The organism is Heyndrickxia sp. NPDC080065, assembly GCF_050281185.1.
GTDB lineage: Bacteria > Bacillota > Bacilli > Bacillales > Bacillaceae_C > Heyndrickxia.
The window spans coordinates 120,222-144,266 of the sequence record NZ_JBNNWS010000011.1 but is presented as its reverse complement, the minus strand read 5'-3'; the positions used below and the strand labels follow the sequence as shown (position 1 = coordinate 144,266).

17 protein-coding genes are annotated in these 24,045 nt (G+C 29.3%); 13 read left to right on the top strand and 4 right to left on the bottom strand.

The features are described from left to right. Positions 1–208: 208 nt before the first annotated feature. Entirely contained in the window at positions 209–664 is a 456-nt protein-coding gene (locus tag ACQKP0_RS14990; protein WP_427406663.1) for a hypothetical protein, read from the top strand. Between the two features lie 618 nt (positions 665–1,282). Further along, on the top strand, positions 1,283–1,519 hold the full coding sequence (locus ACQKP0_RS14985) for a helix-turn-helix domain-containing protein (RefSeq protein ID WP_427406662.1): 237 nt from the start codon (positions 1,283–1,285) through the stop codon (positions 1,517–1,519). 428 nt (positions 1,520–1,947) lie between these two features. Here ACQKP0_RS14985 and ACQKP0_RS14980 read toward each other — a convergent pair whose 3' ends face one another. Next, positions 1,948–2,244 (bottom strand): helix-turn-helix domain-containing protein, encoded by a 297-nt coding sequence (locus tag ACQKP0_RS14980; protein ID WP_427406661.1) that lies wholly within the window; start codon positions 2,242–2,244, stop codon positions 1,948–1,950. A 22-nt stretch (positions 2,245–2,266) separates the two neighbouring features. Beyond that, a complete protein-coding gene (locus ACQKP0_RS14975) occupies positions 2,267–3,760 on the bottom strand; it encodes a hypothetical protein (protein WP_427406660.1) in 1,494 nt (497 codons plus the stop codon). A 671-nt stretch (positions 3,761–4,431) separates the two neighbouring features. Between ACQKP0_RS14975 and ACQKP0_RS14970 the strand changes: the two genes are divergently transcribed. The 7 genes from ACQKP0_RS14970 to ACQKP0_RS14940 all read left to right on the top strand — a co-directional run bounded on the left by ACQKP0_RS14970 (position 4,432) and on the right by ACQKP0_RS14940 (position 15,808). Continuing rightward, a complete protein-coding gene (locus ACQKP0_RS14970; RefSeq protein WP_427406659.1) occupies positions 4,432–4,608 on the top strand; it encodes a hypothetical protein in 177 nt (58 codons plus the stop codon). 150 nt (positions 4,609–4,758) lie between these two features. After that, complete coding sequence (locus tag ACQKP0_RS14965) at positions 4,759–5,511, top strand: hypothetical protein (RefSeq protein ID WP_427406658.1); 753 nt, start codon at positions 4,759–4,761, stop codon at positions 5,509–5,511. Positions 5,512–5,916: 405 nt separating this feature from the next. Continuing rightward, positions 5,917–6,129: a hypothetical protein gene (locus tag ACQKP0_RS14960; protein ID WP_427406657.1), complete on the top strand. Its 213-nt coding sequence runs from the start codon at positions 5,917–5,919 to the stop codon at positions 6,127–6,129. A 1,324-nt stretch (positions 6,130–7,453) separates the two neighbouring features. After that, on the top strand, positions 7,454–8,362 hold the full coding sequence (locus ACQKP0_RS14955; RefSeq protein WP_427406656.1) for a HamA C-terminal domain-containing protein: 909 nt from the start codon (positions 7,454–7,456) through the stop codon (positions 8,360–8,362). Positions 8,363–8,367: 5 nt separating this feature from the next. After that, a complete protein-coding gene (locus tag ACQKP0_RS14950) occupies positions 8,368–10,905 on the top strand; it encodes a DEAD/DEAH box helicase (protein ID WP_427406707.1) in 2,538 nt (845 codons plus the stop codon). A 1,773-nt stretch (positions 10,906–12,678) separates the two neighbouring features. Next, entirely contained in the window at positions 12,679–13,278 is a 600-nt protein-coding gene (locus ACQKP0_RS14945) for a DUF5710 domain-containing protein (protein ID WP_427406655.1), read from the top strand. A gap of 550 nt (positions 13,279–13,828) precedes the next feature. Then, positions 13,829–15,808, top strand: coding sequence for a hypothetical protein (locus tag ACQKP0_RS14940; protein WP_427406654.1), 1,980 nt, complete (start codon positions 13,829–13,831; stop codon positions 15,806–15,808). A gap of 327 nt (positions 15,809–16,135) precedes the next feature. Here ACQKP0_RS14940 and ACQKP0_RS14935 read toward each other — a convergent pair whose 3' ends face one another. Both ACQKP0_RS14935 and ACQKP0_RS14930 read right to left on the bottom strand, forming a co-directional pair. Then, positions 16,136–16,945: an ABC transporter permease gene (locus ACQKP0_RS14935; RefSeq protein WP_427406653.1), complete on the bottom strand. Its 810-nt coding sequence runs from the start codon at positions 16,943–16,945 to the stop codon at positions 16,136–16,138. Then, positions 16,917–17,876, bottom strand: coding sequence for an ABC transporter ATP-binding protein (locus tag ACQKP0_RS14930; protein ID WP_427406652.1), 960 nt, complete (start codon positions 17,874–17,876; stop codon positions 16,917–16,919). The genes ACQKP0_RS14935 and ACQKP0_RS14930 overlap by 29 nt, the downstream gene beginning before the upstream one ends. 737 nt (positions 17,877–18,613) lie before the next feature. Between ACQKP0_RS14930 and ACQKP0_RS14925 the strand changes: the two genes are divergently transcribed. From ACQKP0_RS14925 to ACQKP0_RS14910, 4 genes are read left to right on the top strand one after another with little or no spacing between them, the layout of a single operon-like run. Continuing rightward, positions 18,614–19,723, top strand: coding sequence for a radical SAM/SPASM domain-containing protein (locus tag ACQKP0_RS14925; RefSeq protein ID WP_427406651.1), 1,110 nt, complete (start codon positions 18,614–18,616; stop codon positions 19,721–19,723). Then, positions 19,710–20,009, top strand: a complete 300-nt coding sequence (locus ACQKP0_RS14920; protein ID WP_427406650.1) for a hypothetical protein — start codon at positions 19,710–19,712, stop codon at positions 20,007–20,009. Before ACQKP0_RS14925 ends, ACQKP0_RS14920 begins: the two co-directional genes overlap by 14 nt. Beyond that, positions 20,006–22,897, top strand: coding sequence for a hypothetical protein (locus tag ACQKP0_RS14915; RefSeq protein WP_427406649.1), 2,892 nt, complete (start codon positions 20,006–20,008; stop codon positions 22,895–22,897). The genes ACQKP0_RS14920 and ACQKP0_RS14915 overlap by 4 nt, the downstream gene beginning before the upstream one ends. Positions 22,898–22,922: 25 nt before the next feature. Further along, entirely contained in the window at positions 22,923–24,008 is a 1,086-nt protein-coding gene (locus tag ACQKP0_RS14910; RefSeq protein ID WP_427406648.1) for a transglutaminase-like domain-containing protein, read from the top strand. Positions 24,009–24,045: the final 37 nt, after the last annotated feature.

Sequence of the window (24,045 nt, the reverse complement as noted above, 5' to 3'; positions counted from 1 at the left end):
GGCCACACAAGCTAGTCTCCTTTCTTTTTCATTTATTCAGTAAAATTTACAGATATTTCAAAACTTATAAAATGTGATACATAGTTGATAGTACCACTCTTTGAGGGTGGTTTATCTGTTTTTGTAGAAAAGAAACAAGGTTGGATGGTCTTAATTACCAGTACTGAGAATAGGATTAATTTAAAGATTTTAGACGGGGGATTAAGATATGCTAAATTGGTTGTTTAGTTCAAAAGAAAGGGAAATTATCACAATAAGTGTGGATTATTACGACTCGCCAGCTGATTTAAACTTGTATTGGGACGATGTATTAGAGGTGTTAGCATTAGCTGAGGATGGCAGTAAGGAAAGTGTTACGAAACTAAAAGAAAAATACAAACTCGAAATCCTGTATGGTGACCATTTATATGTAACACTTACTGCTCCTAAAAGCGAAAATTATTCATCTTCAAGAGATCATTATCCTGGGGATTCATATGACTTTTCAGTTAAAATGATACAAGACATTTATGAACAGGAAGTAAAGAATAGGGCCAGAAAAAAGGAATTGGAAGACAAAAAGGAAAAAGAGAAAATGGTGGAACAAGAACGTAATTCAATTGAAAATTTACAAAAACAGTTAACAAAGCTGAATATTAAGAAAAGACCGAACCCTTATCACTAATATGAGTAACCCGCTTCTGATAAAACAGATAGCGGGTTTTGATTTGGCATCCGATAAATCTAAAGTGCATTTGGGATAAGTTTCAATCCTTAGGGTTACGTATGAAAAATAAGTTCTGCATGAGGTTGGCCTTGCTTCATATATCGTGCTGGAATTATCTAATAAAAACGGACATTTAACATCTTGACTTGTATATGCTTGCAACAACCAGAACACTTATTATTACAAAAAGGATAGATATCTATTGTTGTATCTTTACTTTGAATATAACTAACTAGTAATCGTAATTGCTTCATATGAATTTCTACTAGGTAATATTCTTTAGTCCAGAACTGTTAATTATCTACGATATTTGATTTTTTGATAAAACATGCATTACTTCAGAAGCGTTCTGTAAATGAATCTTTTTATCTTTATTCAATAGTATGCCCTCTAATATTCCTATAATTAATACAAAATATCCAATAAAGGACAATATATTCTGCAATTTGTTTCGAAGCTAGAATGGTTTTTGGAATATAAGAAAGGGGTGGACTGTGATATTAATTTAGGATTTTTAATTACATGTATATTTGTATTGTTTTGTGTTTAATATGTTTATGGAGGTGTTATATATTTATGGAAAAAAATATTGAAACTAAATTACACGGAATATTCGATTTACCTGATGAGACAATTTTACATCCGGAGGAAATTTCAGAATTGATAAATATGCATGTCGAGAGTGTCAGAAGATGGTGTCGAAATGGAAAGTTACCTTCTTATAGTTTTGGAGGAAAATACATAATTGTGGGAGAGGATTTTAAAGAATTTATGATGAAGGCAAAAGTAGAGCCTCATTGGTCTAGAGAATAGAATGGGCAAAGAATATGCAATATTATCATTCTTTAAAAAGGAGAAAATTGATTATTTTTATCAACCCTTTATTAGTATAGTAACTTTTCCTTGTCCAATTTGTAATTGTCCGGTAGACATGTGTCTAATTACGTCAGAATGGGATTGTTTGTACTGTATTACAAAAGGAAATTTACTTACATTGATAAAATGCATTGAGGAAAAATCAATAGAAGCTAAAATTTATAATCCAATCCGTGAAAGGAAAGAGATTCTACACCAATTAAATAATCTATATAAAAGTTCAAAAGATGATAAAATATTAAACCTAGTAAAAAAAGTAGATAGAATTATTCAATACTATAAAAAGACTAACCAATAAAATTATTTGATGCGCACCCCAAAAGTTAGACCAAAAATCTTTAACTTTTGGGGTTCAGTACAATTGGCTAGTCTTTTTTTAGAAAGTCGTTCCTATACCATTGATAAATAAAGTCTTTTAAATCTTCACCTAGCACTTTATATGAACCGACTGGGGAGATAATTCTTAATTTATGTTGCCGACACCATCTTCTTACAGTTTCTTCACTAATTACAAGAAGTTCGCTGATATCTTTTGTTTTAAGTATCATATCATCATCTATCATTTCAAAAATTCTAGGTATTTGCCCCGGAAACTCACCAACATTATTTTCAAATTCCTTCCAAGTTGAATAATGTAATAAATCACTGTAGTTATTCCCCATAGTAGTCCCCCAATATTTTACTTTAAGCATTGTATTTTTGAATTTCTTTCTTTAAGCGATTTCTTTCAACTGTCCATTCTTTAACAGTCATTGATTTTGGTCGGGAAGTAAGTTTTTCCAATTGGCTATTTAGCTCTAAAACTATTTTATTTAGTGTGTTTTCGGAGATTTCAATATCTTTTTCAATTGCTGAATTCACTAGATGAGGTTTAGAAATAGTGTTTTCATCCTCATTCTTATAACCATATTGTATTTCCCAATTATTAAGACTTTTTGTAGACCAAGGAAAACCAATTGTGTGTTCTAATACCTCGTAAAATTCGTCTTCCGATATCATTTCTGTATAATGCTTTTTACTAATAGATAGTCTGGGCTTATGTCGCATTTGATAGTTTGCGGCAATTTCTAGAATATCTTTATCGAGCTCGCTTTTATTTAGTTTTACTCTTGGTCCCATAATTAAATTATTCATACTTCTTCTCGCGGCTTTTAATTCAAAGTCTTTGCGTTGATCTAGATCAAGGAAATGTAATTTCGTTTTTATCTTCCTTATGATAGGCTTCATAAAATTAGTTTTGTAAGGTAAATGAATCTCATTAATATCTGGACGGAAAAGATATCCTTTTCCACGAGGCACACTTTTCTCTTGTTTACTATATAGATTCTTTAAATAACGATTTAGTATTGCGACAGTATCATTTGATACAAGCGTTTTGTAAAGAGGATGGGATGGACTTCTTCCTTGTTTACTTGCTGATGCAGGAAGGTTTAAAATGCCCCATCCTTTTTCATTAATTTTTATAAAACCTTGTTCATCGATGTGAAAATACTCAATACGAAGATTCACTAACTCTTCTGGTCGAATTCCGGTTGAACAGGATAACTGCCATGCACATGAATCTCGAAGTGGGTTATGAGATCTAATATGGTTTAGCAATAAATCCCTAACAATGATCATTTGCTCTCTTGTTAGAAAGGATTTAACCTTATGTTTAATTTCAACATGAATTGGGTATTCACTTTCGTTCGTGGGGAACTGATCCAAGAAACTTATAGTATTCTTTTGAACAGTTCTAAACTTTTCGAACTTCTCTTTATCAATATCTGCCTCTTTATCAAGTTTACTTAATATCCAGTAGAAAAATGGTTTAACTTCTTTATATATAGAATGAAGAGTTGAAGGGGATCTTTTATTATCGAGATAAAAGTAATCTTCTTCCTTGATGTCTTGGTGACTGAAAACATCTGGATTAAACCTTTTCTTTTCATCTTCTGTTAATTCCTCATAATGACTTTTGGAACTATCAATAGAGCACCTGCCACAAATAATTCTAAAAAACATACTTCCAATCTGTCCTTTTAATAAATGCAACTGTACATCAATATTTGAGATGTATTTTTTAGCCTTGAATCCGTTAAAAGAGACTACACCTCCTTTTTTTCGAAACTCTAAATATTCCGAAATAATATTTTGCTGGTTTAAATTGAGATAATCAAAATTTAATAATTTGCCCATTAACTATCACCTCATCTACATTCTTTCTATTGTCTTAAAAAACATACTCACACAAATCACATAATTCACATTAAAAGCTACAAGTTTTGTATTTTTGCTTTGCAGGGAAGTAATCTATTTTATAATGGTTTGTGTGTTTTGTGTCTAAATGCGGTTTTATAAAAAATAAAAAAGCACGCAAAAATCTCATAGTGAGATTCTTGCGTGCTTCGCAATCAAAATATTTATTTCGTTGATTTTATTGTAATCCATTAATATCCTGATTTCAAATAGTAGGGAGGGATTTAAAAAAACATTGGCTTATAAAGCAATATTATCAGTAAGAATCCAGCAACATGAAACACAAAAATAATTTCGCTTATCTTAAACAAAAGAAATCCCTAATATACTTAACATGGGTAGAGGGGATATATGGAAATGTATTAAGAAACTTCGAAAAGTACAGTTTATAGCTAAATGTGAAAATGGGTCTATGATAAATCCACACCTTTTTTCAGTTGGGTTAACAAATAGGGATATAGTGAAGATCTTCGTGGGAAATTTGATGATTTGCAAAATACAATATATATGAAGTAAATGAGGATAAGTTTGTTCTAATGGTAAATGTAACTGATTGATATGAAATTGCTGAAGAGTAGATCATTAGTCCGTATTAAGAAGGAGGAAAGACCTTGAAGTATATAAAAGGTAAAAGCAACCTTGTCCCGATCCTTGTAGAGTTAAATAGCTCTAATGTGGTAGTAAACAAAAGAAAATCCAACGCTAAAAATAATTCTAGGGATACGGATAATCGTGGTGGTAGACATAGTAGCAGTAGGGATGATGCAGAACGTGGGAGAGATGCATAAATAAATGGAGCCTTAAATGTAAAACGAAGGAATTAGTCTGAATTATGAACCACATTTAAAAATGTTTTTAGTCAAAAAGTCTCAAAATTTCCTACTATTCCCACTACTTTTGTCGTATAATGATAGATAAGTAGGAATGGAGAAGATATTATGAGTAAAAATGAGTTATCAATTTTAGATAAATTTATTAAAAATAATGTTAAAGAAACTATAATTGAAAATTACGAAAATCGAGCTATTATAAGAACTTTAATCCAACTAATTCCTTACGGAGGAGTAATGGATACTTATCTTACTACTACTTTCAACAATATACTCATCGAAAGGTCTAGAAATTTTTTTGATGAATTGAATTCTGGTAATTTTATTTTAACTGAAGAAATTATCGATAGTGAAGATTTTTTACATTCCTATTTTTCAACTTATAAAGCCGCTATATACACAAGACAAAAATCAAAAATAAGGTTTTTTGCTAGGCTATTAATAAATGGTGTTATCTTAAATGATCTAAGTATAATTAATGAATACGAAGACTATTTGAAAATATTAGAAGATCTGACTTATAGGGAAATTTATATTCTATACACGCTTTATAAGTTTGAGAATAAGTATTGTTCAGATATCTTAGGTGCTGATCGTGCATATATAAAGCAAATGAATTCTAATAAGTATTGGAATGATTTTATTACAAAAATCACAAAGGATTTAAATATTGAAGTAGATGAAATCTTTGGATTAATACACAGATTATCAAGAACAGGTTGCTATAGAGAATTCTCTGGTTTCTCTTTTAGTCAAAATGATGGAAGCGGGTATACAACCCATGTCTTTGATAAGCTTGTAAAACTTATTGCAATGGAAAGAGAAGATTTAAGTGATATTAACAACATTAAAATTATTTAGTTCGAAATTGTAAAAAAATACTTGTCCCACCGTCTCCACCATACATATTCGGTGGATTTCAATGAATGTCATATAACGTAAAGCATAAAATTTCCGTTTGGAAACTTTATGCTTTATTTTTTTTTAGGAAATTTTATGCTTTATTTTTTGTGATCGAATCATAATACTGACACTTAGTAAAATTTCAGTGTCTTTCCTGTGATGTGAATTTGTTCAACAGGATGACGACACTGTACATAGATAGGAAAAATTCAGAGGATGTAAACAACTCTTGTATCTGCAAAAAGTAACCGTAACGTTACAAGCACACTTGGTAAGTAAAAAAGTGGGTTACTTTTATTTTTGGTATGAATTCTTGAATTGTGTATTAAATGTCTAACTAAACATTAATTTGAGTACTAATAATTGTGGTTTGTCCACAATTTCTCCACAATAAAGGATAAAATTAATAAGCAAGTAGCGAATGGACAAGTGGTTATTAATGATGATTTAACTATTACTAATAAATCTAATTTTATAACTTTTGCTAGTAAGGGCTATACTTCTGAAACTTTTTGGTTCGGAGTTAGAGCTACATATTTTAATGCACAATCTAAAGCAGCGGTTAAACAATTATAAGATGCAGCAGTAGATATAGGATTGGTTATAGCTGCAATATTTTGGCTTCCTCCTATGGCTGGTAATACAGCGGCATACTGTGGGAACTTGGGAAAGCAAAGGAATCAAAAAATAAAGGAAAAGGTGTTATTCTAGATATGACTTGGATTTAGGTATATTTTGTTAAACCTGGATAAAATGAGGATGTGAAGATTGGCGTTATCACATGTTTGATCTATATCTAGTATTTTTAGGTATTTTAACTATTATATATATTTTATTCTAAAAAAATTAATTTCAGAAAAAAACATAAAATAATATATCATGTTTTAATATTATTTTATGTTGGGGTACTCACAAAAAAAATTTTCTATCATACTTAAAGATAAGTAAAATATTGTTTGTTTTTCCCTTCTTCAACTGTCTTTGATTCCTCAGCATCCTTTACCTCTTAATTATTGTTTCTAAAAGTGTAACAAGATTGCTGGCATATCCTTCGAGTAAAATTAATTATCTCAAACTTATGAATATTCCATTTTGATGATTAATTTCCTTAATTCTGAGTCCGGATAATTTTGGTTCTTTCCATTTCTAATATAAATTCAGAAAAAGGTACTCCTGCATTATATTGTTCAAATACTTGCAGTTTTGTAATGGTAGTTAACATATCTAACACAATTCCTGAAATGGTAGCTTTTTCTCATAAACATTTTTAATTAATTCTGTATAGTTTCCGATGAGATTGAATATATTCAGCTAGTCTATCTGCGTCCCAATAATCAATGCATGTGATCCATTCCTCTTAGTCTAGCTTTACCTGTAAATGATCATGCATTTTCATTTAATTCCCACGTAACTGTGGTGACTATAAATCTTCCAATAAAGCCAACAGATTTTCCATCTAAGTTATAGATTTCTTTTTCAAATGCTTCTTCTGCCTAATTTCTCTCCTCATTTACTGCCCCTTTAAAACCACCGCTGCGATAGGATAAATTCCGTTTTTTATATTGATTGCCCACATAGCTTTTGCTATTTTTAAGTTGAGTTAGCTCATAATATTCTATATCTATTTCATACACGCTTGGAACACCAGTAAATTTCTCCCCTATAACCTAACCATTTCAATAATTCCCTCTTAAGATGAAGGTAATTTGCTTTGAATATTTCAAAGAATATTATGTTGTAGATGACAGACAACAGTTATACAGAAGTAATAAAAAGGTTTTTTACAATGACAGTACGTAATCCTGAAAACTTAAACGGGATATATATAGAAGGAAAATACAGGTTTTTGTCGAATATATTACGTTAACTTAACAATTTACATGGAAAACGAGGGGTGTACATGGATCTTAGCATTCGACACTTTGATTTTTTAGATTCATTTGATTATTTATGGACTGAGGATGCGGATGATTATGGGAAGAACAAGATGAATCTTTTTATGCTCAAAATCAATGCTAATCAGTTTGATTACAATTTATTACAACAGAATTTGCTTGAGCCTTTACTTGATTTCTCCGTTTCAAGGAAGGCTAAAGAAGAATATAAAAATAAACACATGTCTTTATCTAAACAAGCTAGAGAAAGGTTTGTTGACCATATTCGCAATACAGGTGAATTAGGTGAACTATTGTTATATTGTTTTTTGGAAACACATTTAAATGCACCTAAAATTTTATCAAAACTCGAATTGAAGACTTCGACAGCTCATTATGTAAATGGTTCGGATGGTGTACATTTTTTAAAGTTGGGAAACGGAAATTTTCAATTAATATTTGGAGAGTCAAAAACTGTCGAAGATTTAACGTCAGCGTTAACCCAAGCATTTCAATCTATATATAACTTTAAAAATGAGATTAATGATAAAGGTAATAATAAGAGTGGTATTAGGTATGAACGAAGTTTAATAAGTAACAATCTCGGAAAAGAAACCTTTTCTGAAGAAGAAAAGAGCTTTATTAAAAATATTATATATCCCAAAAGAGAAAATGATTTTGAAGTTGATGATGCATTTGGGATATTGGTAGGTTTTGAAGTTGAAATTACGGATGAAGATATGAAGCTACCCAATGCCCTGTTTAGAGATAAAATTAAAAACATTATAGATCTGGAGGTCAGGAAAAGACTACCTCACATCAGAAAGAAAATAAATGAATATGAATTATGGGGTCATAATTTTTACATATATGTGTTGCCTTTTTCAGAATTAGATAAAAGTAGGAAATCAATTCTAAAGGAGATTACAACGTGAATTTCATGGAAGAGTTAGTTACGGAAGCATTAAAAGACGAATATTTTGAAGAATTATTTATCAAGGCAGAAAAAAGCTATACATTAAACTTGTTTAAACTTGGAGAACCCCTAAATTTATCAGAAAAAGAATATATTGATTTATTACGGTTTGCGGATATCTTGTCACACTCGGAAGACGCTGAATCTAAGAATCTTGCATATAAAGTTCTAAGTTTATTGTATGAATTTTATAAAGATGATGAGAGTTTAATTTATTTTTCGAGAGCAATTCTCACCAAACTAGGGAATTTCCCTGCAATTAGTTTATTAGATGAAAGAAATGATATGAAGATAATAGATCCACTAGATAAAGTCTTTGAAAAGACAATAAAAGAAGTGTTTCAGAAAGATCCGAATAGTGAATATATCTTTACAGATTCACAATATAAAATTTTTGAGTCGTTGAAAGCAAATAATCACTATAGTTTTTCGGGACCAACATCACTTGGTAAGTCCTTTCTTATTGAAGCGTTTATTAAGTTTTTGATAAATGAACATAGTAGTAACGACAATCTAGTAATCTTAGTACCAACTAGGGCATTAATTAACCAAGTTACTAATAGGTTAAAACATGAAATCGGTGTTAATTCAAAATATAAAACATTATCTCACCCCACTATTCCGTCTATCTTTGGATCACTGGATTACAAATACATTTTTGTTTTTACACCGGAAAGATTAATTTCATATCTCTCGGAACCAAACAATCCTAAAATAGACTATCTATTTGTTGATGAAGCCCAAAAAATAGTTGCTTTAAATGATAGTAGGAGTCCTCTTTATTATCATGCAATTGTCCAAGCAGAAAGAAAAAGTGTTAAACTGTTTTTTTCATCACCTAATATTACTAATGCAGAGGTCTTTTTACAATTATTTAAAAAAAGTACTAATGAATCAATAAGCATAAAAGAATCTCCAGTTTCACAAAATAGATTCTTTCTGGATATTGTGGACAACAATCTAAAATATTTCTCCGATTTAGGAAAGGAATTCACATTTGGATTGGAAAATAAAAAAAATTATAGCTTTAATGATTGGCTGCGGGATCTTGGTTCAAATACTAAAAATTTAATCTATTGCAATACTATAAATGATACCATCGAATATGCAATTAAGTTCTCTGAAACTTTACCTCCAAAAAAAGATGAAAAGCTTGATGAACTTATATTATTAATAAAAGAGTATATCCATAAAGACTACTATCTAATAGATTGTTTACAAAAAGGTGTTGCCTTTCACTTTGGCAAATTGCCACAAAGGATTAGAGAGAGAATTGAATTTTTATTTACTGACAAGGTTATTGACCATGTATTTTGTACTTCTACCCTTCTAGAAGGTGTGAACCTCCCAGCAAAGAACATTTTTATTCTAAATAATGCAATAGGATTATCAAAATTTATAGACATAGATTTTTGGAATTTAGCAGGTAGAGCTGGAAGATTAGCTAAAGAATTTTCAGGGAACATTATTTGTGTAAGAGTAGAAGATAAAAAGAACCGGTGGGACAATTTAGATAAAGATTTGGAAATAGTAAGAAATAAAACTATTAAAAATATTGAGCCTGTTGTGATAAAAGGACAAAAAAATTTCTTTGAAAACATAGGTAGATCGTTAAATTCGGACAAGTTTACAGTTAAAAAGCCATCTCAGGAGCAAATTAATATTTGGAATCACTATGCAAATATTGCGCTTATACATGAAGTAAGGAGAGATGAATCAGTACTTAAATCAAATTTTATAAAAAAGAATAAAAGAGGAAGTGAAATTTTACAGGTTGCTCAAAAATATAATAAAATTCCAGATACAATATTAGCTCAGTCTTCAACCATTAAATATAGGTATCAAAATTCCATTTATTATCGTACGGATTTAAATCAGCTTACATTGCCAGCAAAAGTTGATTATACAATATGCAAATATTTTTTGGGTAAATTTTATGAATTTTATAATTGGGGGGAAGAAGAAGCAGGAGGAAGAGATCCATTAGCTAAGAATATTAAAAGGCTAGACTATTTTGCTTATTTAATGAATAATTGGATAAATTCGAAACCCTTAAATGTCATTATTCTTAATTTGTTAAGATATCATGAAAGGGAAGGGGAATTTTGGGAAAATAGTCAATATGTTCCCTTTGTTAAAACTGATAGAAGCCAATTAAACTCAATTATTAATTCAGTTATTTCTGACATAGATAATACATTAAGATATAAGTTAAAAAATTATTTCTTAAACTACTATCTAATTTTAAAGCATAAATTAGGGGAGCAAAACTGTGGAGAGAACTGGGGGGAGTTTTTGGAATATGGAACGACTGATAAAAAACTCATTGAACTTCAAAATATAGGTTTTCAAAGACATTTAGCATCGTACATACTTGACAATCATAATGACTGTCTAGTTTTTGAATCTGGAGAATTAATCGACATCGATGAAGGACGATTAACAAAAAGTATGAATCCATTAATACCTGAGTTTCAAGAGATGTTAAAAGTTTTATTCTAGAAAAGCTATATTAATGAGATACTTTACATACTTATAATAAGGTATTTTTCTTTTTCTAAATGATAGAAAACAGCGCAGTTGTTCCAGTAAGTAAGACCCTATTTATCCTTTCAAAATAAATGTTCGGGTTTAGCTTAATAATATACAAAGGCAGGATTATTGGATTCCATCTTTTATTTAATATAGAAAGTTTCTCTACTGGGACTTTCTTTTTTGTACATAAAACAGAACTAACGTTTTATTACGATGTAAAAAGTCATTATTATGGGACTTAGATTTGTTACACAATAGAATTACATCTCTTCTGAACATAACAATTTGGGAAGACGGAATTGAATTGAATTGGATTACCAAGAGTTGGTACTTACAGTAGATCCGATACTTAAAAAATATGTATTTTGATATGTAAACAAAGGAGATGACACTCTGAAAAGTATTCTAAAAACATGGATTTAGCTAAATAGTGCTTTTATTAAAAGGTCAGTAGAATTTTGACTACCCATTCTGATAAGTTGGCCATTTGTAGAGTTCTAAAATTAAGTATAAAAATAATGAAGGATAAGAAGTGGGAGTCCAAGTATATAATAGTTGATGCGCTGCTTTAATCTACTAAAAATGACTCTGAGGAACTGTTATTCTTGAATAATAAAATAATCACATTCCCACCTGAAGGAGAAAGTGGTTTCGTTTAGTATAAAGCTTATTCAAAGTATGCTTTTTCGGGTGAAAAGACAATTTCCTTACCAATTAGGGACAAGAGAATTAAAAGTATTGAGATAAGTTTTGACCAAGCTGAGCATGGGAAATCTTTGATTACTTTCTATATGAAGAAATAAATCAATGAAGTAAAAGACCCCTGTGATCGGAAAATGGACGATCTAATACGTACATTATCTTTATATAAAGATATTCATTCTTATAAATACTCGTATAATACTACGAATATGATGTTCGAACTAAGGATGGGGAAAATGATTTAGCTATATCCATTAATATCCCAATAAAAGTTACTAATACGGATTTAGAAAAAATTAGTGATAAGCTCTCTTCTAAAAAAGCGATAAAGAATTTGTTAAGACTTTATTATGAGGCAAAAGAGGAGGCTGGGATTTTGGAAAAGTTTGTATTATAATATTCAGTTCTTTCAAAAGTTAAAGGTTCTCAGGCTGAGGTTGATAGATATATCATTAATAAAGATCCTGATGTTAAGCTGCGGAATTCTACTGTCTCACATAAACAGGGGGAAGAGAGAAGATTTATACTTTTTTACGAAATCAAGTTGGGCATCCACAAAGCAATACCAGCTTCTAAAAAAACAAAAAAAATATGACTGATTTAATTGCCGGATTAGATAGACATGTTAAGAGTGCAATTAACCAAGAATGTGGTCTAGAAGATTGAGTATATAACCATTTTTCATCCAACGGGGTTTTGGCTAGTAAGGAGAATGCCTTTTTCTTTTACAAGTAACTGGTGTAATTATTGTCAGTGAGCCTCAGCGGTTCAGTAAATTGGAATACAGCCATTCCAATATAATCGTACAAATCTCGCTTTTTCCTCGATAATACGAAACATTTCAGGGGAGCATAATTTTTGTATCGGGGCATTTTATTTAGAGTGTTGCTGTAGAAACAATAATATTCAAGATTCTGTTGGTAATCTAAAAGGATTAATTGAAGATGTTAATGAATAATTATCTCAATTAATACCACAACTTATTTATTACCCTTACCTAGTAAAAATAATGGTGAAGGTGGCAAGAAAGGTGATAAGATGATTAATCGAATTAATATAAATGTGCCATTTTCTGAAAAAGATGAAGCAAAGAAAAGGGGAGCAAAATGGGATGCGAAAAATAAAACTTGGTATATAATTGAAGGTACTAATTTAAATAACTTTGACAGATGGATACAGCATTTCCCTACTATAAGAGCAAAAGGCTATTCACTGGCGGAAACAGAAATGTCTTGTTGGAAGTGTAAAAAACAAACACTTGTGTATGCTATTTTTCTAGAGGAATATGAATATTGCAGTACTGAAGAATTGTGGTATTGGGAAAAAGTTGACATTCCTAGTTTTGTTTCTTATGTAGATCATCTTGATTATATGGCAGCTGCACATATAAAAAGTATTTCAAAAAATAGTTATTATCTAGATTACTCAAAACATATGAATACTAAATATTATTTAAATCACTGTTCAAATTGTAATATGAAGCAAGGAGATTTTTCTGTTCATGAAGATAATCCAGGAAAAGGCTTTTGTATTTCAAATATAGAGCAATTAAAAAAAATTAAGTTCTATAAATATTATGAATCAATTGAATTAATTGGAGAAACTTCAATAAATTCCGTTCTAATTGATTTCTTTTAATAAAAAAAATTGAGTATTTTTTCAAAAAATATTTCAGCTAGTAATTAAGCCTAATCTTCAAGACTTTTTTTCCTTTAAACCATTTCTTTTAAGCCAAAACCAATGGCAAGCCAAGATGGAGCGCACTTTCAAAACTCGATGAAGAACTGCTCATTAAAAGGATGTTTTTTGATTAGAAAAATTTATTATTTTTAGATAGTAAAAACTAAAAGAAAGTATGTTATAGCTGAAATTACATAATTTCCAAATAAAGAAGTAAGTGGGATAGAAGAGAGAAGATAAAGCTTTATTGCTTTTCTTAGATTAAAAGCGAGATAAGTTATACACTTATCAAAGAATTTTAGATAATTTAACAATTAAGTAATTTTTGAATTTTAATAAAATCGAACTAATTAGTACGAAGCATGGAAAGAAAAATATATATCATAGAGCAAAGAGGTTAAATGAAAAAATTTATAAAAAGAGGCAAGTAAATTCGGTCATAGTATAAATGAGTCGTGCTAGGCCATAAATCTTCTGGACAAGCATATGAGAAAGATGAGGAAATATAATGGAAAATTTATATACAGATAAGTTTATAGAACAAATGGATTTCTATAAGCATGAAAATATATATAAAAAAGATACAAATAAATTTATAGAATATTTAAAAGAAAGTTATGTTAAAAAGGGGATAAACTCGGTAATAAGTATTCTCAAATCTTCTGGATCAGCTATAAATTTTTTTGGAACTAAAAGTCACAACAAAAAATTTGAAAATATTTTAAATAGCTTAGAAGAGACAATTAGCGATGGTGATAAAGAGATTTTACAAGAATTCAAAATTCAAAAAAAATATTGGGATATGTATATAAATGATTTTCAAGAATCGAAGAGTCAATTTTTTGGTGAAAATCCTTCTTCTAGTCCTTGGACTGTAAATTCATACATAATCGCTTTAGAGCTGTATTTAAGAGAATTAAATGGCGACTACTTTAATAGTAGTATTAAAGTAGTTGAAAGAGATGTCTTATCTGATATGCATTTAAAAAGCTATGTTTTTGATCAAGCGATAGAGAGTACAGGGTTAGTATTAAATTATTTTATTTATCAAGGATTTCAATTCTCAAATTTGAAAAGAAATTTATCACCAGATAGTATACTAAAATCTGCAAATCATGTTGCTGCAAGTATAATTTGGAATGAAATAAAAGATCTTACCGAGTATTGGATGTATTCTGATGCATCGATAGAAATTGATGATTCGGGAGAGGTAATGATTGTTACTCTTAATGAAAAATTTGAATTAAATAATCTAATTTCAAATCATAGGTTTAATTCTTTAAGAAATGATTGGCAATATACAACTATACAGAATATGTCTAAAAAAGATATTGAAAATTTAAAGAAATTTCAAATTCTAGAAAATGCGAATAAACATTTAGATATTCTATTTCTGTTTTTATATTTAGGTACAGTAGATCAAGAAGAAAAATTTAATGAGATAGAAATTAAATATTGGTTAGCAGCCTATAAAATCATACAACATGAAGCGATAATGTTTCTAGAAAGAAATAAATCAAAGAGAGTTACAGCACTAAATTTAGATAAAGTATGTCTCTCTTTATCTAGAAACCAATTGATTTCAAAAATGAAACCACTTGGTTTAACTAAAGAACAGCAAACAAAGATAATTGATGGTTTTATATTTAAGAAAGAAAATAATTCTCAAGATTTAGTAGATTGTCCTTTAATACAATATGGAGATAATTTAATTTTAGTTCCTAGTTTAGTGGCAATGTCTGATGCTGTACAAGCTATAACTTCTAATTTTATGAATAAAAATGAGCAATTAAATTTTAAAGGAACATATTTTGAAGATAGGATGAAAGCATTTCTTGATTCAAAATTAATTGTAAATAATTCAATATATAAAAAAGTAGGTGAAGAAGAATATGAGTGTGATTTAGCCTTTATAATTGAAGACGAATTATTTTTAGTAGAATGTAAAGCGCATAGTCAACCATATACTACAAGACAACATACAAAAAATCTAAAAGTATTATATGATGAAACCTTACAATTAAATAGAATTGTGGATTTTTATAAAGAAAATTTAAATATTGTTGAAGAAGCTTTAGGTATTTCTTTTGAATTAAATCCTGATAAGTTAACAAGAATATTATTGGTAACCAACATGGTAGGTTCTCCAATTTATGTTAATGGGGTTTATATAGTAGATGAATCATCCTTTACTAAAATGTTAAATCGTAATCCCCCTACTTTACATTATTTTAATGGAGAGAAAAACCTAATTATTCACTCATCTATTTTTGATATTTATAAAGGGGAACTTACGGCAAAAAAATTAAAAGAATATTTGGTGAATCCACCACAAATTGAAATATCTAAAAGAAAGTTTGCTAAGACTATTGAGAAAGGTTTTAATGTTAGTATTGAGAGATTTAGAGAAGTAAACAAGGATATACATTTTGATTTAGATTTAAGTAAATCAGAGCGTGAATTAATTGAAGAGTATTTTGGGATTTAAGTTTACTTTTTGTAAATGAGTCTCATCAAACTAATTTATAAAAAGATTTATTTTTTTACTCAATCCCCTTCTCCATTAGATCTTCTAATAGTTTGTTTGAATTAAAGGTATTAGTACTTTTTGATGACTATATGGTCAGTTGAAGCTGATGTTTCTATGACATTAAACAGTGTTGATTTGGTTATAATATGAATTCAATAACGGAATTTATTCTTATGATGTACTTGACTAAGGAAATGGAAGTTTACGATTTTATAACAAACTCTAGATCTAGTTTAACATTAATATAAATGTAGAGTCAGGAAATGTATCTTCCTGACTCTACCTCTAATAATCCTTTTTCCAATCCAGTTTTTTTAGGACTAGGAAACCACAAATTACTAACCATAAAATTAGTGCAATGAGAAGTAACCAAAAATGGAGATTAAAATTTCCTGAGAATGCATCAGTTAAACATAGAATTGCTTGCCCTGTGGGTAATACATAACTAGTTAATTTTATAATAAATGGTAATTCATTTAATGGTGCAAATACTGGAGATAAAAAAACAACAAAAACAGTTAACAGATTACTATATAAATTTACTTCACCCATGGTTCTAGAAATACTTCCTAGTGCAGCTCCAACAAATATAAGGCTGCAAGTTGCAATCAAAGTTATTGGAACGGCTATAATAATATTATATAACGGTATTTCTAGAAGTAACTTTCCAATAATAAGTGTAATAGCTAATCCTGGGAGAGAGGAGCATTGGCTTAAAGTAAAAAGACTTAAAATGAATACAATTTTTCTAATTGGTAATGTACCATAGTAATCAAGTTCTTTTCTTATTCTCAACCAAGCCATCCTTGCAATTACAAATCCTGCGCTACCTAATACAACTGAAAGCATTAGGTTTCCAGCAAGATACCACGATGCGTGGTAACCTTTCTCCTGATTTATAGAACTTTGGATCCATAAAAATCCTAATGGCAAAATAATTCCTATTAAAATAAAAAATGGGAAACTAGATTTGTAGTCAGAAAATTGAATCCTCATTAATAATTGATATTGCCGTATCCATGATGTTTCAAATGATTTAGTTTTTGATATTAATAGGCGTTTAGTATTATCCTCTAACGAAGCTTCTGGTTTCAATTCTCTCACCACCACTCATTTTAATATAAACATCTTCAAGGTTTGGTTTTATTATTCGAAAATCTTCAATTTTATCAAAATCGTGTAGAATTTTATGGATATAGTCTTCGACTTCACTATTAGTTACCTCTATACTTATATGTCTCGAAGAAAGTAAGGTAGAGTTTGAAAAGCTATCAATTAAATGTTTATTTTCATTATTTAAATCAGACTTTAATATGATTTCTAAACGAGCATGAACTTTGATTTGATTTTTTAATTCATTAGGTGTTCCCAATGCTATGATTTGTCCAGAATGTACAATTCCTACTCTATCCAAAACTGATTCAGCTTCTAGAACATTATGTGTTACCAAAATAATTGTACAACCACTTTCTGCGTATTTTCTAATTTTTGACCAAACAACTCTTCGAATTTCGGGATCAAGGTCATTTGTTGGCTCATCAAAAATCATTATAGGTCTATCTCCAATTAAAGTAGTAGCTATTGTAACTAACCTTCTTTGTCCTCCTGAAAGTCTTGAAAATGGTGTATGTTGTTTATTAGCTAAATTAAATTCATCTAGTATATCATTTGTGAATTTAGATGCATCAATATGTGTGAGTCCTCGAAGTTGACCTGTAATTTCAATTAAATTTCTTACAGTTGCTTGACTTGGTAAACCCATTTCTTGTGGTTGAAGCGCGATGAAATTTGATACGAAATCTGGGCTTTTAACAATATCAACTCCAAAAAGATTGATAGATCCTGAGTTAGGCTTACTAAGCCCAACTAACTGTCTTATTAAAGTAGTTTTACCTGCTCCATTTTTACCAAGTAGTCCAAATACTTCTCCTTCATAAATGTTTAAATTTATATGATTAGTTATTGGTAAAGGATTGGGTTTTATAAATTTTACTAGGTCTATAATTTCATAAACTATATTTGACATTAAAACACCATCCATAGCAAGTTTTGTATTACTGGTCTAGGTCAATTTTATTAAATATAAAATTTACAGTCAACGAAAAAGTTGAAATATAAAAAAAATTTAAAATATATGTATTGACAAGAATATTCCTTTTTTAGTAAATTAATCACAACAATATATATTAACTATTCTAATTTTTGTGTTAATTTTACCAAATTGAAAATTAATTGCGTAAGTTTAGAGAATTTAAAGTCTAGTAAAAAATAATTGATTTTATAATTCAACTTCTCAAGAATTTATATTTAAATAAGGAGGTGAGAGCATGCGTAAATCCAAATCAGATCTTAAACTTTTTAAAAACGTATGCAGAGTAGTTGATTAAAAAAAATCTATTATTTTATTAAAGGGGGTGAAAATATGCGTAAAAATAAAGCAAATCAAGAGCTTTATAAGAACAAATGTGAAACAACTGGTTAATAAAATCTATTATTTTATTAAAGGGGGTGAGAATATATGCGTAAAAATAAAGCAAATCAAGAGCTTTATAAGAACAAATGTGAATCAACTGGTTGAGAATCTATTTATCTAAATCAAAAGCAGGTTGAAAGAATTCAATTTATTCTCATCGGAACTTTATAATAGCAAATGTAAATCAACTTCATATTTGAAAAAATGTTAAGAAATCTTTTTATTATATTTTTAGCTAGTAAAAAGATTTCTTAACACATAAAAAATCTAAAATTGAAGAGGTGTTTATTTTGTTTGTTAAATGGGATATTACTCAGAGATGTAATTTAAGTTGTTCACATTGTACTGCAGTAGAAACATATGGTGAAATGACTCCAATTTTTAAGGAACCTGAACTTGAGTTTGAAGAAATAAAAAAAATAATAGATGATTTTGCAATTAATGGTGTAAAAGCTATTCATTTTCTTGGTGGAGAACCATTAATTAGAAAAGATTTTTTTGATATTCTTGAATATTGTGCGAAAAAGGAGATTAGATTTGGAATAAATACTAATGGTGGATATTTTGGAATGAAGCAAATAGATAGATTATCTAAAATTTCAGATTACATAGCAGATATTACCTTTAGTATTGATGGTGGTGATGAAGAAACAAATGATTTAGTTAGAAGCAGAGGAAGTTTTAAGGGGGTAGTTAGAGGACTACAAAACGTTTTAAATTCACCGTTAGGCCTTCTCCCAGGAAATCCAGTAAATACAAATACATGTTTAACAAAACCTCTCGTAAAGAATATTGATAAATTATTGAATTTATTTGACACAATGCCAAATTTAAAAAGAATGACTTTTACTACACTTGAAATAGAAGGTGGAGCTAAAGAGACTCAAAATAAATTAGAGGTCGATGATCCAAAAGAATTGATAGATGTTTTAGAGAAAATTGTTGCATGGGCAAGTAAAAGACCGCACCTAACAATTTCTGTACCAGGCGCACCTAAGGTTTTAAACTACTTAAATAAAAAATATAACATGAATTTTCCTATTCAAGAAAATAATTGTCCTGCAGGATCTGTTTTAAGCTATGTAGATGCTAGAGGTAAAATGTATCCATGTAACCGTTGGAATGTAATAAATTTTATAGAAGATAATGGTATAGCGAAATGGGAAAAAAATGATTTACATGATAATAAATTTGAAGACATTTATAACTCTGATTCTTGGAAACAATTTTTTAGATTTGCTCATAATCCAGCTATCATGTCGCAGAGATATCCATGTAATTCTTGTGAATTTGTGTCTAGTTGTTACTCGTGTCCAATAAGTGTTAGTGAAAAAGCGGTCAATGTAGCATACACATGTTTAATTGCTGAAGAGAGGATGAAACAACTTGTGGCAAATTAAAAAAAATGTTAAATGGGTCAACCGAGGAAATGATGTAAAATTGTATAACCCCTTCAATGCCAACTGGTATTATTTGGATAATATTTATCAGGATATCTGGATGACCTTAGCAGTGAAAAAAAATCCTTTAAATTTATCAAAAGCTCTTTCGTTTAAATATGGAAAAGATGAAGATCAGATAAAAGAAGAGATAAACAAGGTACTAAAAGAAATGGTGTCAGAGCAAATTATTAATAATATTTCAGTTGAAGAATTTTTTGAAGATATTGTTTCTAAGAAGGGGTGAGACCACTGGTTACTGATTTAACAAACAGAACATCAAAGTGGAAGCTAAGAAGTCCGACCATTGATGATAGTGAACAATTGATGCAATTAATAGACGCTGTTAAAACTAACTATAATCTGGGATATAGGTGGCCAGCAAATAAAAATAATATTAATAGAAATATTTGTAACAACAAAATTAATTGGCCACTTGATAACAGGTATGTTTTATCTAATTCTTCTAGTATTGCAGCTTTATTTGAGACATATTTTCTTCCTGGAGAAGAAGGTGTAATTTTGGGAACTAACACACTAATTCATCCAGATTATAGAGGTAATCCCCAGATACACATAATTTTATGGAAAGAGATCTTTGAACGATTTAAATCTTCAAGCAATGTTATTAAATCTTATACTACTGATGATCTAGTCGATTATTATAGGAAATGGGGTTTTCGATTATGGAAAAATGGAGGTTTTCAATTATTAAATTATTACCCATTATTTCTAAAAACCCCATTAATAAAAAATTTATTAGATAGGTTTGATCCTATAAAAGACTTATCCTTCGAAGAGGAAGATACAGACTTTTCATTGGGTGAGGAGAATATTTATTATTTTTGGAGAGATAAAGAGGAATTTTTAAAAGTTTGGGTGGATCCTATGTCCCATTCCGTTGTGGCATTTGAAACCAAAGATCATTTTGAAGGGATTCTTTTAGAAAATAATAAAAATCTATATTACGCGAAGTATATTTTAAAAGAAAAAAATAACAATGAACAGATCGAGGAGAGCTTAGAAAGTGACTTTAATGAATGGGAATCAAACACTATTTCGAAGAATCTTTTGGATAGAGAAATAACACTCAAACGACTTGTACCACCTTTATGTAAATGGGAAATAATTGATGTGAGAGAGGAAAATAATTATTTATTCGCTGAAATTTTAAACACGGGAAGTAATCAAATCGTTGTTAGTAATAATGAGGGGGAAATAGTAAATGTAAATCGAAATCAAAAACAGTTGATAAAATTAGGTAATAATATTTCGGGAATATACCATTTATCTTCATATTCAAGTAATTTGAAAACTAAGGGTTTGACTAAAAGTATTAAAGCTGATAAAGATAATTTAGGAAATTTAATTTTAGAATGGGATAAAAAAGTAAAGTTCGTTGGTGAATGTTATTTTATCTATGTAAATAAAATTGGTGGTAATGTTGAAATTTATAATAAACTAAATGAACTAATTATTAAACAACATTCTGACGAATTCGGAAATCCATTTAATGCAAGTTCTAACGGCTATCATTTAACAGAGTTTTCTTCGGAAATATGGGAGTTAACTCTAAATAAGTCTGAAAATGAACTTATATTTAAAACAAATTCACAGGTACGAGACTTATCGATAAAGAAAATAATCAAAATAATAGATAAGAAATCTATTTCTTTAGAGTGGGTTGTAGACGGTGAAGAAAACATAAATTCAATGCAAACTATATTTATGATGAGATATTATTCAAAGACAAATTTGATTCTACCATTAAATAATGGAGTTACATCAATTCCAATTTTATTTCCTGACTTCCCTCGATCAAAGGATATAACTGCAGATAATAATAGATTAACTGAGAATTGGATAAAATGGGAAAATAACAATTCTGTATCAGGCTTGTTTTGGAAAAATGCAAACTATTATTACTTTGATTTTAACCTCCAAGAACCTTCGCCACAATTTGCACTGGAACTGCCAATTCAAAAACAAAAAAGAACAAATAAAATTCTATTTAAATTAGATATTCAAAATAATAATAAAAATTCTTTGGAATTTAGTAATAATAAACACTTTGGATTGAGTCATAGCAGCATTAGTCCTGAAAGTATATTTACAGAAAAAGATGAAATTAATTTAAATTATACAATTAATGATTTACGTGAAACTAGCCAACAATACTATTTGAAATTTAAATCAAACAAAACATTAAAATTACCTAAAGATATTAAAATAAATGCGAAGTGGGGATTTCCTGGAAAGGAAAGAATATCTGTATCAAATATCAATAAAACCGGTATTAATATAGTATCTGTTGAAGTTTCTGGGCCAGTACCAACTTCCAAAAACGAATCCGTTATTTTAAAAACACTTAAAGGAGATCTGTCTATTAATAGAACAATAGAGTCAGGAATAGAAGTTTGGCAAATTAATAACAAATATCTAAATTTTAAGATAAGCCCTGAATTTGGAGGGTCAATTATAAGTATGAAGAAAGGAGAATCTGTAAATTTATTATGTTCTACTTTTCCAAACAAGAAAAGAATGTTTGCAATGAATTCTTGGTATGGAGGGGTTTCTACTATATTAGACGACAAGTTTGATACCATTGAAACTTTTTGCGATAGTGTTGACTACTGTGAACAAATTGGTCCGGATGGGATTTTATTTAAAGGTATTGAAGTTGTTATGAAATTGAAAATGTATCCCTTTAAGTTAATTAAAAGATATTTAACTACCGAATCTAGTCCAATAATTATATTAAAAATATATATAGAAGGACTAACTAATCAAATAAGATTAAATAATTGGATCCACTTTCCAAATGATGAAAATTGGGAATCAGAATTAGGAATATTAAATGAAGATAGAATTATAAAAAGAACTAGTCAAGCAGGTAAAGAATACCATAGCACTTTTGGGCCGAGTGTAATTGGAGCATTTAAACATTCAGAGAAAAATATTATTACTGCTGGGAGTCCTGATTGTCTTACAAAAGCAAGATTGTCTCCTTTTGGCACACGTCTCCATATTCCTATAGAATTTAATAAAAATAAGCAGGAGTGTACTATTTATCTTGGGGTATTAGAGTCGTGGGAAGAAGTAAGGGTTTTCAATAAATTAATGAAGACATTTTAATAACAAATGCCTTTTGGAGGGTATTATGAGTCAAACAATTGAAGTAACAAGGTTTAAAGGGTCAAGAATCAGGGGAGATATTAACAGTTTTAACTGGGAAAATTCTAAACATCCTAAGCTAGATATTCTTAGAGAAAAGTATGCACTTGATAAATTAATCAGTTCTAGAGATGAAGAGTTTGAAAAGGTTTTAAAATTAATGAACTGGGTTCATAATTGTTGGAAACATGACCCACAGAATGCTGCATCTAATCAGAACGCACTTGTGATCTTGTCAGAGGTTGAGAAAGGCTTCTCTTTTCGTTGTGTTGAATATGCAACATTGCTTGTGCAAATTTGTACTTCATTTGGGATACCTTCTAGACATGTGAGGTTAATTCAGCCGTATCCTAGTGGACCAATTGAAGGGGAAGCACACTTTGTTACAGAAATATGGATAAATAAGTTCAATAAGTGGATCTGTTTTGATCCACAAACAAATTCTTATTGGACTTATAGGGGAATTCCATTAGGAGTTCTTGAATTACAGGACATTGCATGTAAAAAAAAGACACAGGGGTTGAAATGGCATAGAAAATCACCTTTAAATCTTTATAAGTATTTTGAGATTAAACTTTCGGAAAAGAACATTCCAATAAAAATTACACCAGTGTATCTGAAATTGTATAGCCTATTTAAAGCAAAAAAAGAATTTTTGAAATTTTTTATTCATCCAAGATTCTATCCTGCAAATATGTTTGATAAAGACGGTAAACTTAATGTAAAGGAAATAGAATTTGTAAATACAAATGGTGAACCACCACAATTAGTATATTTAAATAAATTTGAGAATTATAGATTTACTGGAGATCCATCTATAATAAATTTTTCTTGTAATTTAGTTGATATTCAAATTATGCAGTTAAATTCTAGGAAGATATCAATAAAATTAAAGCACTGTGTTCCTTGGTTTAAACAGTTTTTTATAAGATGTAATAAATCAGATTGGGTTGCTTCTTCAGATTCATTCGATTGGTTACTAAGTAAAGGGGAAAATTTATTAGAAGTAAAAGCCGTTAATAACTTTAATATGGACACTTCAACTAGTTATATAGAAGTTATTATCACATAATGTGTATTTTTAATAATATTAGAAAAATTTTAAGGAG